Consider the following 14,329-nt stretch of genomic DNA (forward strand, 5'->3'; position numbering starts at 1 on the left):
CCGACCAGCCCGACGAGGTCGCTTCCATCGGCTACAACGACGCCGCCAGCGTGCGCCGCGGCGTCGGTGCCAACCCCGAGCGCCGGCTCAACCTGCAGCTGGCGCAGGGCGATGTCGAATGGTCGGTGATCGACGAATCGGGCCGCGCGATCCCGCTGCAGCGCGCGCGCCGCGGCAGCGGTGGCGACGAGAGCTTCCGCCTCGCGGGCGCCGAGGGTGCGCGTTACACGCTGCGCTTTCGCAACCTCAGCGACCGCAGCTACGAGGTGATCGCCACGGTCGACGGTCTCGACGTGCTCAACGGCAAGCCCGGCAGCCTGCGCAACGGCGGCTACGTGCTGCGTCCGCTGCAGGTGCTCGACATCGAGGGCTTCCGCAAGAGCCAGTCCGAGGTCGCGGCCTTCCGCTTCGCCACGCCGGGCCGCGCCTATGCCGCCAATACCGAGGCCGGCGACGCGCGCAACATCGGCATCCTCGGCGCCGCGCTGTTCGAGATCGCGCAGCCCGACGCCCCGCGCCGTCCGCGCCGCGGCCCCGATGCCGCGCAGCCCAATGCCTTCCCGGCCGACGGCGCGACCGGCTATGCGCCGCCGCCGCGCTACGCGAAGTGAGCCCCGCCATGCATCGCGTGCGTCTCTGTCTGCTGCTCGCGCTGGCCGCGGCCAGCCTGGGCGTGCAGGCCATGAGCATCCGCGAGTTCCACACCCTCGAGGTGAAGGAGAAGAAGGAGGGCAAGGCCTACGCCAGCTACTACCTCGTGGGCGTGCTCGAAGGCCTGCGCGAGGCCGGCGACGCCGCGCGCCGCACGGGCCAGAAGCCGTTGTTCTGCGTCGACGGCCGCCGGCTCGAGCCCTCGATGGCGCGCTCGCTGTTCGAGGCCGAGCTCAAGCGCAACGCCGAACTCTACGAGGCCGACATGCCGGTGCAGATGGTGCTGTCGGCGGCGCTGCAGAACAGCTTCCGCTGCGCGTCCTGACCTTTCTTTCTTCCACGAACGTTCTTTCCTCCGAGTCCCCGATGTCCGACACCTCCGCCCCCGTCCCCGCGCTCCAGCGCATCCGCGCTGACGTGCGCGCCATGCATGCCTACGCCGTGCAGGACGCGCGCGGCCTGGTCAAGCTCGACGCGATGGAGAACCCCTTCGGCCTGCCGCCCGCGCTGCAGGCCGAGCTCGGCGCGCGGCTCGGCGCGCTGGCGCTCAACCGCTACCCGGGCGAGCGCGGCGCCGACCTGCAGCGCGCGCTGGCCGCGCAGGCGCGCCTGCCCGAGGGCTTCTCGCTGGTGCTGGGCAACGGCTCGGACGAGCTGATCTCGCTGCTCGCGATCGCCTGCGACCTGCCGGGCGCCAGCGTGCTGGCACCGCTGCCGGGCTTCGTCATGTACGCCATGAGCGCCCAGCTCCAGGGCCTGCGCTTCGTGGGCGTGCCGCTCACGGCCGACTTCGAGCTCGACGAGGCCGCCATGCTGGCCGCGATCGCGCACGAGAAGCCGGCCATCGTCTACCTGGCCTATCCGAACAACCCGACCGCCAACCTCTGGGACGACGCGGTGCTCGAGAAGATCGTCGAGGCCCAGGGTGCGCAGGGCGGCCTGGTGGTGATCGACGAGGCCTACCAGCCCTTCGCCGCGCGCAGCTACATCGACCGGCTCGCGAAGCACCGCCACGTGCTGCTGATGCGCACCCTCAGCAAGTTCGGCCTGGCCGGCATCCGGCTGGGCTACCTGATGGGCCCGGCCGCGCTGATCGCCGAGATCGACAAGGTGCGCCCGCCCTACAACGTCAGCGTGCTGAACTGCGAGTGCGCGCTGTTCGCGCTCGAGCATGCCGAGGTGTTCGAGGCCCAGGCCAGGCAGATCCGCGAGGAGCGCGAGCGGCTGATGATGGGGCTCGGCCGGCTGCCGGGCGTCAAGGTCTGGCCCAGCGATGCCAACATGATCCTGCTGCGCGTGCCCGATGCTTCCCGCACCTTCGACGGCATGAAGGCGCGCGGGGTGCTGGTGAAGAACGTTTCTAAAATGCACGAACTGCTCGCGAACTGCCTGCGCCTGACCGTCGGAACGGCCGACGAGAATGCCAGGATGCTCGCGGCGCTCGAAGCCTCACTATGACCACCCCCCAAGCCGCTCCCGCGGCCACCCCCGACGCCCTCGCCGCGCGCACCGCCACGGTCGCGCGCAACACCGCCGAGACGAAGATCACCGTCAGCGTCAACCTCGACGGCACCGGCCGCGCCAAGCTGGCCACCGGCATCGGCTTCTTCGACCACATGCTCGACCAGATCGCCCGCCATGGGCTGATCGACCTCGAGATCGACTGCCAGGGCGACCTGCACATCGACGGCCACCACACGGTGGAAGACGTGGGCATCACGCTGGGCCAGGCCGTGGCCAAGGCCGTGGGCGACAAGAAGGGCATCCGCCGCTACGGCCATGCCTACGTGCCGCTCGACGAGGCGCTCAGCCGCGTGGTCATCGACTTCTCGGGCCGGCCCGGCCTCGAGATGCACGTGCCCTTCACCAGCGGGATGATCGGCGCCTTCGACAGCCAGCTCACCTACGAGTTCTTCCAGGGTTTCGTGAACCACGCCTTCGTCACGCTGCACATCGACAACCTCAAGGGCGTCAACGCGCACCACCAGTGCGAGACCGTGTTCAAGGCCTTCGCCCGCGCCCTGCGCGCCGCGCTCGAGCTCGATCCGCGTTCGGCCGGCGTCATCCCCTCGACCAAGGGCTCGCTCTGATCCTGCAAGCGGAACAGCGTGCCATCGCACGCTCCGCCTGTCATTGAAGCTATGAAAACTGTAGCAAACAACGCCAACACCGTCGCCGTGGTGGACTACGGCATGGGCAATCTGCACTCCGTCGCGCAGGCGGTGCGCCATGCCGCCGACCAGGTCGGCGTGGAGGTGTTCGTGACCTCCGATCCCGAGGTGGTGCGCAAGGCCACGCGCGTGGTGCTGCCGGGGCAGGGCGCCATGCCCGACTGCATGCGCGAGCTGCGCGATTCGGGCTTGCTCGAATCGGTGCTCGAGGCCGCGGCGAGCAAGCCGCTGTTCGGCGTCTGCGTGGGCATGCAGATGCTGCTGTCGCGCAGCGACGAGGGGCCGACCGACGGGCTCGGCCTGATCCCGGGCGAGGTGGTCCGCTTCGAGCTCGAAGGGCAGCTGCAGCCCGACGGCAGCCGTTTCAAGGTGCCGCAGATGGGCTGGAACCAGGTGCGCCAGGCGCAGCCGCACGCCGTGTGGGCCGGGGTGCCCGACGGCAGCTACTTCTATTTCGTGCACAGCTTCTATGCGCGGCCGGTCGATGCGCGGCACAGCGTGGGCGAAGCCGAATACGGGGCATGCTTTACCGCCGCCATCGCACGCGATAACATTTTTGCCACCCAGTTCCACCCGGAGAAGAGTGCGGACCACGGGTTGCAGCTCTACCGAAACTTCCTCCACTGGAATCCCTGAACACTTCGTTCCCCTGACCGGGCGCCGCCGGCCGGCGCCCTTTCGTTGCACTCTCGCGTCACTTTCATGCTCCTCATCCCAGCGATCGACCTCAAAGACGGCCATTGCGTACGCCTGAAACAAGGCGACATGGAACAGTCCACCATCTTCAGCGAAGATCCTGCCGCCATGGCGCGCAAATGGGTCGAGGCCGGTGCCCGGCGCCTGCACCTGGTCGACCTGAACGGGGCCTTCGCGGGCAAGCCGCAGAACCACGCGGCGATCAAGGCGATCCTGAAGGAGGTCGGCGACGACATCCCGGTGCAGCTCGGCGGCGGCATCCGCGACCTCGACACCATCGAGCGCTACATCGACGACGGCCTGCGCTACGTGATCATCGGCACCGCCGCGGTCAAGAACCCGGGCTTCCTCAAGGACGCCTGCAGCGCCTTCGGCGGCCACATCATCGTCGGCCTCGACGCCAAGGACGGCAAGGTCGCCACCGACGGCTGGAGCAAGCTCACGGGCCACGAGGTGGCCGACCTGGGCAAGAAGTTCGAGGACTACGGCGTCGAATCGATCATCTACACCGACATCGGCCGCGACGGCATGTTGTCGGGCATCAACATCGAGGCCACGGTCAAGCTCGCGCGCGTGCTGTCCATTCCGGTGATCGCCTCGGGCGGACTGTCGAACATGGCCGACATCGATCAGCTCTGCGCGGTCGAATCCGAAGGCGTCGAAGGCGTGATCTGCGGCCGCGCCATCTACTCGGGCGACCTCGACTTCGGACAGGCGCAGGCGCGCGCCGACGAACTGGCCGGCGCCTGAGAGGGCCTGGCGGCGCGTGCTGTCCGCGCTCGCCATTGCCAACTACCGCTCGCTGCGCCAGCTCACGGTGCCGCTCGCGCGGCTCACCGTGGTCACCGGGCCCAACGGCAGCGGCAAATCGAGCGTCTACCGCGCCATGCGCCTGCTGGCCGAGATCGCCAATGGCGGCGCGATCCGTTCGCTGGTGCGCGAGGGCGGCCTGTCCTCCACGCTGTGGGCCGGGCCCGAGCGCTTCTCGGCCGCCATGCTGCGCGGCGAGATGCCGGTGCAAGGCACCACGCGCAGCGAACCGGTCGCGCTGAAGCTGGGCTTCGCAGGCGCCAGCACCGAAGACTTCGGCTACGCGATCGACATCGGCCTGCCGCCGCCGATTCCCTCGACCGCCTTCTCGCGCGATCCCGAGATCAAGCGCGAGGCCATCTGGAGCGGCCCGCTGCTGCGGCCGTCCACGCAGCTGGTCGACCGCAAGGGTGCCTCGCTGCGGTTGCGCGACGGTCGTGGCTGGCAGCCGGTGGGCCGGCCGATCCCGCCCTTCGCGAGCATGATGACCGAGCATGCCGATCCGCGCGATGCGCCCGAGATGCTCACCCTGCGCGAGCAGATGCGCTCCTGGCGCTTCTACGATCACTTCCGCTCGGATGCCGAGGCGCCGGCGCGCCAACCGCAGCTCGGCACCCGCACGCCGGTGCTGGCCAATGACGGCGCCGACCTCGCCGCCGCGCTGCAGACCATCCGCGAGATCGGCGACGGTGAGGCGCTCGATCGCGCCGTGGACGATGCCTTCCCGGGCGCGCGCATCGAGATCGATGCCGCAGGCGACCGCTTCCAGACCCTGATGCACCAGCACGGCCTGCTGCGCGCGCTGACCGCCGCCGAGCTGTCCGACGGCACCCTGCGCTACCTGCTGTGGATCGCGGCGCTGCTGACGCCACGGCCGCCCGCGCTGCTGGTGCTCAACGAGCCCGAGACCAGCCTGCATCCCGACCTGCTGCCCGCGCTCGGCCGGCTGATCGCGCATGCGGCGCGCGAGTCGCAGGTGATCGTGGTGTCGCACGCCTCGCGGCTGATCGCTGCGCTCGAGGAGGGGGCCGCGGGCGGGGTCGAACTGCAGTCGGTGGTGCTCGAGAAGCGCCTGGGCGAGACCCGCATTGCGAACCTCGACATGAGCGAGATCCCGCGCTGGGAGTGGCCGGCGCGCTGAAAGCGGCCCCGGCTACTCGGCCTTCACCGACATCGTCTTGATGATCGTCTCGAGTTGCGCGCTCATCGGCAGGTCGAGGCTGGCACCCGTGGGCAGCTTGCGCAGGAACCAGCGCTTGTACTGGCGCTCGATCTCGCCGTCCTCGGCCAGGACCTGGAAGCTGTCGTTGATCACCTTCGCGAGCTGCGGGTCGCCCTTGCGGTACATGATCCCGTAGGGGTCGTAGGAGAGGAAGTCGCCGACCACGCGGTAGTCGGCCTTGGCGTTCTCCTGCGCGATCAGGCCGTAGAGCAGCACGTCGTCGGTCGCGAAGGCATCGGCCTGGCCGCTCTTCACGAGAGCGAAGGACTCGGCATGGTCGCGCGCCACCTGCAGCTGGATGCCGAGCTTGAACTTCTCGGAGAGATCGCGCAGCGTCTTCTCGTTGGTGGTGCCCGCCGTCACCGCCACCTTGCGGCCGGCAAGGTCGCGGAACGAGGCGATCGGCGTGCCCTTCTTCACCAGCACCTTGGTGCCCGAGACGAAGATCGTCGGCGAGAAGCTCACGCGCTTCTGGCGCTCGAGGTTGCTGGTGGTCGAGCCGCATTCGAGATCGACCTTGCCGCTCGTGACCGCGTCGAAGCGCGAGTCGGAGGTGACCGGCTCCCACTGGATCGCGAGCGTGCGGTCGACCGCGTTGCCGATCGCCGTGACCAGCTCGCGGCATAGCTCGATCGAGTAGCCGACCGGTTCCTTGCGCGTGTTGAGGAAGGAGAAGGGCACCGAGGATTCCCGGTAGCCGATGGTGATGGCGCCGCTGGCGCGCGCCTTGGCGAGCGTGCCGGTGAGCAGCTCCTGGGCCTGTACTGCGCCGGCCGCGAGCAACAGGGCCGCGCAGGCCAGGCCGGCCCTGCCAAGCATCGTCGTCATGGTGCGCATCGCCTCAGCCATGCGCCGGATGCGCGAGCGTCGCGGCCGCCTCTTCGTCGAGCTTGGCCGCGTTGAGCTCGGCCTCGCTCTCCGGCAGCAGCTCGCCTTCCCACTTGGCGACCACGGCGGTGGCGATCGAGTTGCCCACCGCGTTGGTGGCCGAGCGGCCCATGTCGAGGAAGGTGTCCACGCCCAGGATCAGCAGCAGGCCGGCCTCGGGAATGTCGAAGTGGTTGAGCGTGGCGGCGATCACCACCAGCGAGGCGCGCGGCACGCCGGCCATGCCCTTGGAGGTGAGCATCAGGATCAGCAGCATCGTGATCTGCGTGCTGATCGGCATGTGGATGTTGTAGGCCTGCGCGATGAACAGCACGGCGAAGGTGCAGTACATCATCGAGCCGTCGAGGTTGAACGAGTAGCCCATCGGCATCACGAAGCTCGAGATCTTGCGCTTGACGCCGAAGCGGTCGAGCGCCTGCAGGATCTTCGGGTATGCGGCTTCCGAACTGGCGGTGGCGAACGAGAGCAGGAAGGCTTCCTTGATCAGCACCAAGAGCTTGAACACGCGCGGCCCGAGGAAGGTGAAGCCCGCGAGGATCAGCACGCCCCACAGCACGAACAGGCCGAGGTAGAAGTCGCGCATGAACACCGCGAACTTGATCAGGATGCCCAGCCCGTTGACCGCCACCGTGGCGGCCATGGCGGCCAGCACCGCGAGCGGCGCGAGCTTCATCACGTAGCCCGTGATCTTCAGCATCGCGTGCGAGAGTTCCTCGGTGGCGGCGACCAGCGTCTTCGCCTTGTCGCCGAGCGAGGCCAGCGCCACGCCGAAGAACATCGAGAACACCACGATCTGCAGGATCTCGTTGTTGGCCATGGCCTCGATGAAGGACTTCGGCACCGTGTGGCTCACGAAGTCCTTGAAGGTGAACTTGGAGGTCGCGAGGTTCGCCGAGGCGCCGATGTCGGGCAGCGGCAGGCCCAGGTTGGCGCCGGGCTCGAGCAGGTTGGCCATCACCAGGCCGATCACCAGCGAGATCAGCGAGGCCGTGAGGAACCAGCCGATGGCCTTGCCGAACACCCGGCCCACCGACTTGGCGTCACCCATGTGCGCGATGCCGACCACGAGCGTGGAGAACACCAGCGGCCCGATCAGCATCTTGATCAGGCGCAGGAACACGTCCGAGACGATCGAGACGTAGCCTGCGATCTCCTTGGCGGTTCCCTTGTCCGGGAAGCTCGTGAAAATCATGTAGCCGAGGATGATGCCGAGCACCATGGCAATCAGGATCCACGCCGCCATCGGCAACTTCTTCTTCATTCGATTCCCCTTGTGCTTGGTTGTGTGAGCGATTTTTTTGCAGGCACAGGGTATCCAAGAAGGCCCCCGGCTTGCAATCGGGGCCTGACCATGCAGTCTTTAGGCCCCATGGCCGTGCCGCGCGAGGCGCCGATGTTGCGCGAAGACGGTGCGATCGGAGCGCTGCCTACAATTCCTCACATGCACATCAGCTCGATCGAGTTCCGCGGCCAGCCCGCGCTGCGCGCCACCGGTGCCGACGGCAGCACCCTCACCGTGGCCCTGCACGGGGCGCATCTGCTCTCGTGGACCACGGCCGACGGCAGGGAGAGGCTCTACCTGAGCCCGCGCGCCGTGTTCGACGGCAAGACCGCGATCCGCGGCGGCGTGCCCATCTGCTGCCCGCAGTTCAACCAGCGCGGCATGCTCCCCAAACATGGCTTCATGCGCAATCTGCCTTGGGAGAGCCAGGGCGTGGATCCCGAATCGGGCGCGCTGACCCTGCGGCTGCGCGACGACGACGCCACCCGGGCCCTGTGGCCGCATGCCTTCGAGGCGCGGGTCGCTTTCACGCTCGAGGCTGGGCAGCTGCGCACCGCGCTGACCCTGCGCAACCTCGGCGGCGGGCCCTTCGGTTTCACGGCTGCGCTGCACACCTACCTGGCCGTGGACGACATCGCCGAGGCCCGGCTCGAAGGCCTGCAAGGCGCCAACCGATGGGATGCGGTGCGCGACGACCGACATGTGGAAACCGCGCCGGCGCTGCGCTTCAAATCCGAGTTCGACAGCGTCTATGCTGCGCCCGCCGAGCCGCTGCGGCTGGTGCAGCCCGGCGGCACGCTCGAGATCGCCCAGGGCGCCACCTGCACCGAAACCGTGGTCTGGAACCCGGGTGCCGCGCTCGGTGCGAAACTCGCCGACATGCCCGAGGACGGTTACCGCCACATGCTCTGCGTCGAGGCCGCGCGCATCGACGAGCCCGTGCAGCTCGCGCCCGGCGCCGAATGGCAGGGCTGGCAGCAGTTGCGCGTCCTCTGATTCCTGCTTCTTCCCGCGACCCCAAGTTACCCCAGCTACCCCACCATGCTCGCCAAACGCATCATTCCCTGCCTCGACGTCACCGGCGGCCGTGTCGTCAAGGGCGTCAACTTCCTCGAACTGCGCGACGCGGGCGACCCGGTCGAGATCGCCGCGCGCTACAACGCGCAGGGCGCCGACGAGCTGACCTTCCTCGACATCACCGCCACCAGCGATGGCCGCGACCTGATCCTGCCGATCATCGAGTCGGTCGCCTCGCAGGTCTTCATTCCGCTGACCGTGGGCGGCGGCGTGCGCACCGTCGAGGACGTGCGCCGGCTGCTCAATGCCGGTGCCGACAAGACCAGCTTCAATTCGGCCGCCATCGCCAATCCGCAGGTGATCAGCGACGCCTCGGCCAAGTACGGCGCCCAGTGCATCGTGGTCGCCATCGACGCCAAGCGTCGCACGCCCGAGGAAGCGGCCGGCCGCGGCCCGGGCTGGGACGTCTACAGCCACGGCGGGCGCAAGAACACCGGCCTCGACGCCGTCGAATGGGCCACCGAGATGGCGCGCCGCGGCGCCGGCGAGATCCTGCTGACCAGCATGGATCGCGACGGCACCAAGAGCGGCTTCGACCTGGCGCTCACCCGCGCGGTCAGCGACGCCGTCAACGTGCCGGTGATCGCCTCGGGCGGCGTGGGCAACCTCGACGACCTGGCCGACGGCATCCAGAAGGGCGGCGCGGACGCCGTGCTGGCGGCGAGCATCTTCCATTACGGGGAGCACACGGTCGGCGAGGCCAAGGCGCGGATGGCCGAGCGCGGCATCCCGGTGCGGATTTAATGACCCTTCGGCGTCGGTCGCGGCCGGCCGATCGCCGACAATCCCGCCCATGATCTGGCTCGATGAAGTGAAATGGGACGCCAACGGCCTAGTGCCGGTGATCGCCCAGGAACAAGGCACCAACGACGTGCTGATGTTCGCGTGGATGAACCGTGAGGCGCTCGAGAAGACCGCCGAACTCGGCCGCGCGGTGTATTTCAGCCGCTCGCGCGGCAAGCTCTGGTTCAAGGGCGAGGAATCGGGCCACGTGCAGACCGTGCACGAGATCCGCCTCGACTGCGACAACGACGTGGTGCTGCTCAAGGTCACCCAACTGGGCCACGAGCCCGGCATCGCCTGCCACACCGGCCGCCACAGCTGCTTCTTCAACAAGTACGAGAACGGCCAGTGGACCGTGACCGAGCCGGTCTTGAAAGACCCGGAATCGATCTACAAATGAGCGGCACCGTGAACACCAACGACGCCCTCGCACGCCTGGCCGCGGTCATCGAAAGCCGCCTGCCCGCCAATGGCGGCGACCCCGAGAAGAGCTACGTCGCGCGGCTGCTGCACAAGGGCCCCGACGCCTTCCTCAAGAAGATCGGCGAGGAAGCCACCGAAGTGGTGATGGCAGCCAAGGACGCCGACCACGGCGGCGACCGCACGAAGGTGGTCTACGAGGTGGCCGACCTCTGGTTCCACACCATGGTGGCGCTCGCGCACTACGGCCTGACGCCCGCCGAGGTGGTGGCCGAACTCGAGCGGCGCGAAGGCACCAGCGGCATCGAGGAAAAGGCACTGCGCAAGGTGCAGGCCCGCGAAGCCGCCAGCGAGTGACCGCCTGAGCGCCGAGGGATGACTCTGACGACCGAAAGGACATCGCCATGCCCAACGACATCGTGAACGTTCAGCCCGACGACTCGCTCAAGACCTGGGGCTGGGTCAGCTACATCCTGCACCTGATCGTCGCCATCGGCGCCGTGGTGCCGGGCGCCCAGGCCTCGGTGCTGCTGCTGCTGGTGGCGCTGGTGATCGACTTCGTGAAGCGCGACGACGCGGCCGGCACCTGGCAGGCCTCGCACTTCAGCTGGCGCATCCGCTCGGTGCTCTGGGCCGGGCTGCTGTACATCGTCACCTCGTGGCTCTGGCTGCTGCTCTTCGTCCCGGGCTGGATCGCCTGGAGCCTGATTTCGCTGTGGTTCCTCTACCGGATCGTGAAAGGCATGATCCGGATGAACGACGGCCGTCCCATGGAACCCAACGATGTCATCTGATCCGAACTGCATCTTCTGCAAAATCGTCGAGGGCAAGATCCCGTCGCGCAAGGTCTACGAGGACGAGGACGTCTTCGGCTTCCACGACATCGCGCCCTGGGCGCCCGTGCATTTCATGCTGGTGCCCAAGAAGCACATCGCCTCGATGGCCCAACTGACGCCCGACGACGCGGCGCTGATGGGCAAGATCATGACCCTGGCGCCCAGGCTGGCGCTCGAGCAGGGCTGCAATCCGTACCCCGAAGGCGGCTACCGGGTGGTGGTCAACACGGGTACCGAAGGGGGGCAGGAGGTGCATCATCTCCATGTCCACGTCATGGGCGGTCCGCGCCCCTGGCTTCGCGGCTGAGCCGTTAAGTAAATTTGTCACATTCGCCGCGACTAAAATCGGCACATTCTTAGGAGTCTTCCATGGGTTCTTTTTCCATCTGGCACTGGCTGATCGTGCTGCTCGTCGTCGTCATGATCTTCGGTACCAAGAAGCTTCGGAACATGGGTTCCGACCTCGGCGGTGCTGTCAAGGGCTTCAAGGACGGCATGAAGGACGGTTCCGCGACCGACGCGCCGACCGCCACCGGCCCGGCCGCCCAGGTCACGAGCCAGTCGGCCGCCACCGACAAGCCGACGATCGACGTCGAAGCACGCCACAAGTCCTGATCCGGGCGACACGTGCTGGACCTCGGCATTGAGAAGATGGCGCTGATCGGCGTCGTGGCGCTGATCGTCATCGGACCCGAAAAGCTGCCGCGCGTGGCGCGCACCGTCGGGACCCTGCTCGGCAAGGCGCAACGCTACGTCAACGACGTCAAGGCAGAGGTCAACCGCTCGATGGAGCTCGACGAGCTCCGCAAGATGAAGACCACCGTCGAGGACGCGGCGCGCGACGTGGAGCAGAACATCCATTCGGGCGTGAGCGACCTCGAGAAGCAGTTCTCCACCCCCGCGGGCGAAACCCTCTCGGCGCTGGCCGAACCGGAACCGGTGGTGCCGGTCTACAAGCATCCGCGCAAGAACTGGCGCCTCAAGCAGGGCGCCACGCCGCAGTGGTACAAGTCCCGCAACGGCGTGCGCACCAAGGCACTGTCGGGCGCGGCGCGCGTCGCGCGCTACCGGCCGCACAAGGTCAGCTAGCAGCGGCGCGGCGCGTTTCCCCCTCCACCCAGCGTTCCCACGCGCGCCGCCCGTCGGCAGCCCACGCTTTCCATCTCCTCAATGGCTGATTCCGACTCCAAGAACAAAGAAGACGAGCTCGCCGGCACCGAGCAGCCTTTCGTCGCGCACCTGATCGAGCTGCGCGACCGGTTGCTCTATTGCGTCTACGGCATGGCGATCGCCGGCATCCTGCTGGCGGTCTGGCCCGGCCCGGGCGGCTTGATCGACATCATCGCGATGCCGATCCGCGCCCACATGCCGCCCGACGCCAAGCTGATCGCCGTGGGCGTGTTCTCGCCCTTCTTCGTGCCGCTCAAGGTGCTGATGATGGCCGCGGTGCTGCTCGCGCTGCCGTGGCTCATGTACCAGGCCTGGATGTTCGTGGCGCCGGGCCTCTACACCCACGAGAAGCGCTTCGCGCTGCCGCTGATCATCTTCGGCAGCCTGCTGGCCTATGCGGGCATCGCCTTCGTGCAGCTGTTCGTGCTCGACAAGATGTTCGGCTTCATCCAGAAGTTCACGCCGGCCGCGGTGGCGGCCACGCCCGACATCTCCTCGTACGTCGAGGCCATCCTGTCGCTCTATCTCGCCTTCGGCGTCGCCTTCCAGGTGCCGATCGTCGTGATGCTGCTGGTGCGCTTCGAGATGGTGACCATCGAGAAGCTGCGCTCCTTCCGCGGCTACTTCATCGTCGTGGCCTTCATCGTGGCCGCCGTGCTGACGCCGCCCGACGTGGTGTCGCAGCTGGCACTGGCGATCCCGATGTGCGTGCTGTACGAGGTCGGGATCATCGGGGCCAAGTACTTCTCGCGCGTCTCGAAGTCGCCGGAGGACGAGGAAGCGGATTCCTCGTCGACCACGCCGCCCTGAGCGGCGAGGATCTTCCGGATCCGGCAAGGAAAAAGCGGCCCGTCGGCCGCTTTTTTCATGGTCACGCGGACCCGGGGCCCGCGCGTCTCATCCGTTCACTCGTTCTGGTTCGGCACCTGCCGCACCGGGCTCTTCGGCCGCAGGCCCGGCATCACATCCAGTTCCATCTTGTCGCTGCCGCGCTGCAGCGCGAAGCGCGCGGTGCTGCCGGGCTTGAGGCCGGCCACGGCGGTCAGCAGCGCCTGCACGCTGTCGGTCTTCTTGTCGCCCACCGCGGTGATCACGTCGCCGGGGCGGATGCCGGCCTTGGCGGCCGGGCCGTTCTGCAGCACGCCGGTGATGATCACGCCGGCGTCGGCCTTCACGCCGAAGGTCTCGGCCAGCTCGGGCGAGAGGTCGCTCGGCTCGACGCCGATCCAGCCGCGGCGCACCTGGCCCTCCTTCACGATGCCCTCGAGCACGATCTTGGCCATCGACACGGGAATGGCGAAGCCGATGCCCATGCTGCCGCCCGAGCGCGAGTAGATCGCGGTGTTGATGCCCAGCAGGTTGCCGTTGACGTCGATCAGCGCGCCGCCCGAGTTGCCGGGGTTGATGGCGGCGTCGGTCTGGATGAAGTTCTCGAAGTTGTTGATGCCGAGCTGGTTGCGGCCCAGCGCCGAGACGATGCCGCTGGTCACGGTCTGGCCGACGCCGAAGGGATTGCCGATGGCCAGCACCTGGTCGCCCACCTGCAGCTCGTCGGAGCTGCCCAGCACGATCACCGGCAGCTTGTCGAGCTCGATCTTGAGCACGGCCAGGTCGGTGTCGGGGTCGGTGCCGATCACCTTGCCGCGCGCGTGGCGGCTGTCGTTGAGCGTGACCTCGATCTCGTCCGCGCCCTCGACCACGTGGTTGTTGGTGAGGATGTAGCCGTCGGTGCTCACGATCACGCCGCTGCCCAGGCCGACCTGGGGCTGGTCGTCCTGGTCGCCGAAGAAGAAGCGGAACCAGGGGTCGTTGCTGCGCGGATGGCGCTGCGCCGCCTTGCTGGTGTTGATGCTCACGACTGCCGGCGATGCCTTCTTGGCCGCGGCGCTCAGGCTGCCGGGCGCGGGCACGCCGGGCGTCGAGCTGGCAGGTGCCTCGATGATCGAGACCACGCCGCCCAGCGAGGTCGTGCGCCGGTTGATCCATTCGGGCTTGAGCGTGGCGACCACGAAATAGGCCGCCAGCAGGACGGTCACGGCTTGGGCGAAGAGCAGCCAGGTGCGTTTCATGAAAACTTGGTGAAAAGGCGCGAAAGGGCGAGGGCGCTGAGGGGGAAAGGCCGCGAAGCGCGGCGCTGCGGGAGATTGTCTCTCAACGGCAGAGGGCGAAGACCGCGCCGGCCGGTCGAGATTCCTGGAGGATCGAGGTGCCTATAAGGGATAACCCTTAGCATCGGGGCCCTGCCGACCCGGCTCTCCTTCGCCGCCGCACCGCCCACCCGGTGGACGCGGCCCGGCGCTTTCGTCGGCGTACCGCTTTCGCT

The 14,329-nt window shown here is 68.0% G+C and carries 19 protein-coding genes; 16 read left to right on the forward strand and 3 right to left on the reverse strand.

Going from position 1 to position 14,329, the window contains the following annotated elements; translation table 11 throughout:
* The 7 genes from AC27VN_RS00275 to AC27VN_RS00305 form a co-directional block, all read left to right on the forward strand.
* On the forward strand, nt 1-611 hold a 611-nt coding region (locus AC27VN_RS00275; RefSeq protein WP_490875193.1), incomplete at its 5' end, for a hypothetical protein.
* An 8-nt stretch (nt 612-619) separates the two neighbouring features.
* The gene (locus AC27VN_RS00280) at nt 620-976 is read left to right on the forward strand and encodes a hypothetical protein (RefSeq protein ID WP_490875194.1); all 357 of its coding nucleotides are present in this window, start codon (nt 620-622) and stop codon (nt 974-976) included.
* Between the two features lie 41 nt (nt 977-1,017).
* On the forward strand, nt 1,018-2,109 hold the full coding sequence (hisC, locus tag AC27VN_RS00285; RefSeq protein WP_490875195.1) for a histidinol-phosphate transaminase: 1,092 nt from the start codon (nt 1,018-1,020) through the stop codon (nt 2,107-2,109).
* The gene (hisB, locus tag AC27VN_RS00290; RefSeq protein WP_203204635.1) at nt 2,106-2,741 is read left to right on the forward strand and encodes an imidazoleglycerol-phosphate dehydratase HisB; all 636 of its coding nucleotides are present in this window, start codon (nt 2,106-2,108) and stop codon (nt 2,739-2,741) included. The genes hisC and hisB overlap by 4 nt, the downstream gene beginning before the upstream one ends.
* 51 nt (nt 2,742-2,792) lie before the next feature.
* Complete coding sequence (gene hisH, locus AC27VN_RS00295; RefSeq protein WP_398501506.1) at nt 2,793-3,458, forward strand: imidazole glycerol phosphate synthase subunit HisH; 666 nt, start codon at nt 2,793-2,795, stop codon at nt 3,456-3,458.
* A 66-nt stretch (nt 3,459-3,524) separates the two neighbouring features.
* Entirely contained in the window at nt 3,525-4,268 is a 744-nt protein-coding gene (gene hisA / locus AC27VN_RS00300) for a 1-(5-phosphoribosyl)-5-[(5-phosphoribosylamino)methylideneamino]imidazole-4-carboxamide isomerase (RefSeq protein ID WP_208513629.1), read from the forward strand.
* 16 nt (nt 4,269-4,284) lie between these two features.
* Nucleotides 4,285-5,469 (forward strand): AAA family ATPase, encoded by a 1,185-nt coding sequence (locus AC27VN_RS00305; RefSeq protein WP_490875196.1) that lies wholly within the window; start codon nt 4,285-4,287, stop codon nt 5,467-5,469.
* 12 nt (nt 5,470-5,481) lie between these two features.
* Here the strand turns inward: AC27VN_RS00305 and AC27VN_RS00310 are convergent, their stop codons facing one another.
* Nucleotides 5,482-6,378, reverse strand: coding sequence for an amino acid ABC transporter substrate-binding protein (locus AC27VN_RS00310; protein ID WP_490875197.1), 897 nt, complete (start codon nt 6,376-6,378; stop codon nt 5,482-5,484).
* 13 nt (nt 6,379-6,391) lie between these two features.
* Complete coding sequence (locus tag AC27VN_RS00315; protein WP_208513626.1) at nt 6,392-7,699, reverse strand: dicarboxylate/amino acid:cation symporter; 1,308 nt, start codon at nt 7,697-7,699, stop codon at nt 6,392-6,394.
* Between the two features lie 180 nt (nt 7,700-7,879).
* On the opposite strand from AC27VN_RS00315, the gene AC27VN_RS00320 reads away from it, so the two are divergent.
* From AC27VN_RS00320 to tatC, 9 genes are all read left to right on the forward strand, one after another.
* On the forward strand, nt 7,880-8,716 hold the full coding sequence (locus tag AC27VN_RS00320; RefSeq protein WP_490875198.1) for a D-hexose-6-phosphate mutarotase: 837 nt from the start codon (nt 7,880-7,882) through the stop codon (nt 8,714-8,716).
* A gap of 45 nt (nt 8,717-8,761) precedes the next feature.
* The gene (hisF, locus tag AC27VN_RS00325; protein WP_490875199.1) at nt 8,762-9,541 is read left to right on the forward strand and encodes an imidazole glycerol phosphate synthase subunit HisF; all 780 of its coding nucleotides are present in this window, start codon (nt 8,762-8,764) and stop codon (nt 9,539-9,541) included.
* 40 nt (nt 9,542-9,581) lie between these two features.
* Nucleotides 9,582-9,980 (forward strand): phosphoribosyl-AMP cyclohydrolase, encoded by a 399-nt coding sequence (gene hisI / locus AC27VN_RS00330; protein ID WP_208513651.1) that lies wholly within the window; start codon nt 9,582-9,584, stop codon nt 9,978-9,980.
* Nucleotides 9,977-10,357, forward strand: a complete 381-nt coding sequence (locus tag AC27VN_RS00335) for a phosphoribosyl-ATP diphosphatase (protein ID WP_208513624.1) — start codon at nt 9,977-9,979, stop codon at nt 10,355-10,357. Before hisI ends, AC27VN_RS00335 begins: the two co-directional genes overlap by 4 nt.
* Nucleotides 10,358-10,404: 47 nt before the next feature.
* Complete coding sequence (locus AC27VN_RS00340; RefSeq protein ID WP_057595255.1) at nt 10,405-10,794, forward strand: DUF4870 family protein; 390 nt, start codon at nt 10,405-10,407, stop codon at nt 10,792-10,794.
* Entirely contained in the window at nt 10,784-11,143 is a 360-nt protein-coding gene (locus AC27VN_RS00345) for a histidine triad nucleotide-binding protein (RefSeq protein ID WP_093351930.1), read from the forward strand. The genes AC27VN_RS00340 and AC27VN_RS00345 overlap by 11 nt, the downstream gene beginning before the upstream one ends.
* A gap of 62 nt (nt 11,144-11,205) precedes the next feature.
* Nucleotides 11,206-11,451: a Sec-independent protein translocase subunit TatA gene (tatA, locus tag AC27VN_RS00350; protein ID WP_093351928.1), complete on the forward strand. Its 246-nt coding sequence runs from the start codon at nt 11,206-11,208 to the stop codon at nt 11,449-11,451.
* A 12-nt stretch (nt 11,452-11,463) separates the two neighbouring features.
* Nucleotides 11,464-11,925, forward strand: a complete 462-nt coding sequence (gene tatB, locus AC27VN_RS00355; protein ID WP_093351925.1) for a Sec-independent protein translocase protein TatB — start codon at nt 11,464-11,466, stop codon at nt 11,923-11,925.
* Between the two features lie 81 nt (nt 11,926-12,006).
* On the forward strand, nt 12,007-12,816 hold the full coding sequence (gene tatC / locus AC27VN_RS00360) for a twin-arginine translocase subunit TatC (protein ID WP_093351923.1): 810 nt from the start codon (nt 12,007-12,009) through the stop codon (nt 12,814-12,816).
* A 95-nt stretch (nt 12,817-12,911) separates the two neighbouring features.
* Here tatC and AC27VN_RS00365 read toward each other — a convergent pair whose 3' ends face one another.
* The gene (locus AC27VN_RS00365; RefSeq protein WP_093351920.1) at nt 12,912-14,075 is read right to left on the reverse strand and encodes a S1C family serine protease; all 1,164 of its coding nucleotides are present in this window, start codon (nt 14,073-14,075) and stop codon (nt 12,912-12,914) included.
* Between the last annotated feature and the right edge of the window lie 254 nt (nt 14,076-14,329).

Source organism: Variovorax sp. 20P10.2.4, assembly GCF_058244205.1.

What these genes read in the sequence shown, in the direction of transcription:
- AC27VN_RS00280 (WP_490875194.1), top strand. Translation starts at nt 620, where the DNA reads ATGCATCGCGTGCGTCTCTGTCTGCTGCTCGCGCTGGCCGCGGCCAGC.
- hisC (WP_490875195.1), top strand. Translation starts at nt 1,018, where the DNA reads ATGTCCGACACCTCCGCCCCCGTCCCCGCGCTCCAGCGCATCCGCGCT.
- hisB (WP_203204635.1), top strand. Translation starts at nt 2,106, where the DNA reads ATGACCACCCCCCAAGCCGCTCCCGCGGCCACCCCCGACGCCCTCGCC.
- hisH (WP_398501506.1), top strand. Translation starts at nt 2,793, where the DNA reads ATGAAAACTGTAGCAAACAACGCCAACACCGTCGCCGTGGTGGACTAC.
- hisA (WP_208513629.1), top strand. Translation starts at nt 3,525, where the DNA reads ATGCTCCTCATCCCAGCGATCGACCTCAAAGACGGCCATTGCGTACGC.
- AC27VN_RS00310 (WP_490875197.1), bottom strand. Translation starts at nt 6,378, where the DNA reads ATGACGACGATGCTTGGCAGGGCCGGCCTGGCCTGCGCGGCCCTGTTG.
- AC27VN_RS00315 (WP_208513626.1), bottom strand. Translation starts at nt 7,699, where the DNA reads ATGAAGAAGAAGTTGCCGATGGCGGCGTGGATCCTGATTGCCATGGTG.
- AC27VN_RS00320 (WP_490875198.1), top strand. Translation starts at nt 7,880, where the DNA reads ATGCACATCAGCTCGATCGAGTTCCGCGGCCAGCCCGCGCTGCGCGCC.
- hisF (WP_490875199.1), top strand. Translation starts at nt 8,762, where the DNA reads ATGCTCGCCAAACGCATCATTCCCTGCCTCGACGTCACCGGCGGCCGT.
- AC27VN_RS00335 (WP_208513624.1), top strand. Translation starts at nt 9,977, where the DNA reads ATGAGCGGCACCGTGAACACCAACGACGCCCTCGCACGCCTGGCCGCG.
- AC27VN_RS00340 (WP_057595255.1), top strand. Translation starts at nt 10,405, where the DNA reads ATGCCCAACGACATCGTGAACGTTCAGCCCGACGACTCGCTCAAGACC.
- AC27VN_RS00345 (WP_093351930.1), top strand. Translation starts at nt 10,784, where the DNA reads ATGTCATCTGATCCGAACTGCATCTTCTGCAAAATCGTCGAGGGCAAG.
- tatA (WP_093351928.1), top strand. Translation starts at nt 11,206, where the DNA reads ATGGGTTCTTTTTCCATCTGGCACTGGCTGATCGTGCTGCTCGTCGTC.
- tatC (WP_093351923.1), top strand. Translation starts at nt 12,007, where the DNA reads ATGGCTGATTCCGACTCCAAGAACAAAGAAGACGAGCTCGCCGGCACC.
- AC27VN_RS00365 (WP_093351920.1), bottom strand. Translation starts at nt 14,075, where the DNA reads ATGAAACGCACCTGGCTGCTCTTCGCCCAAGCCGTGACCGTCCTGCTG.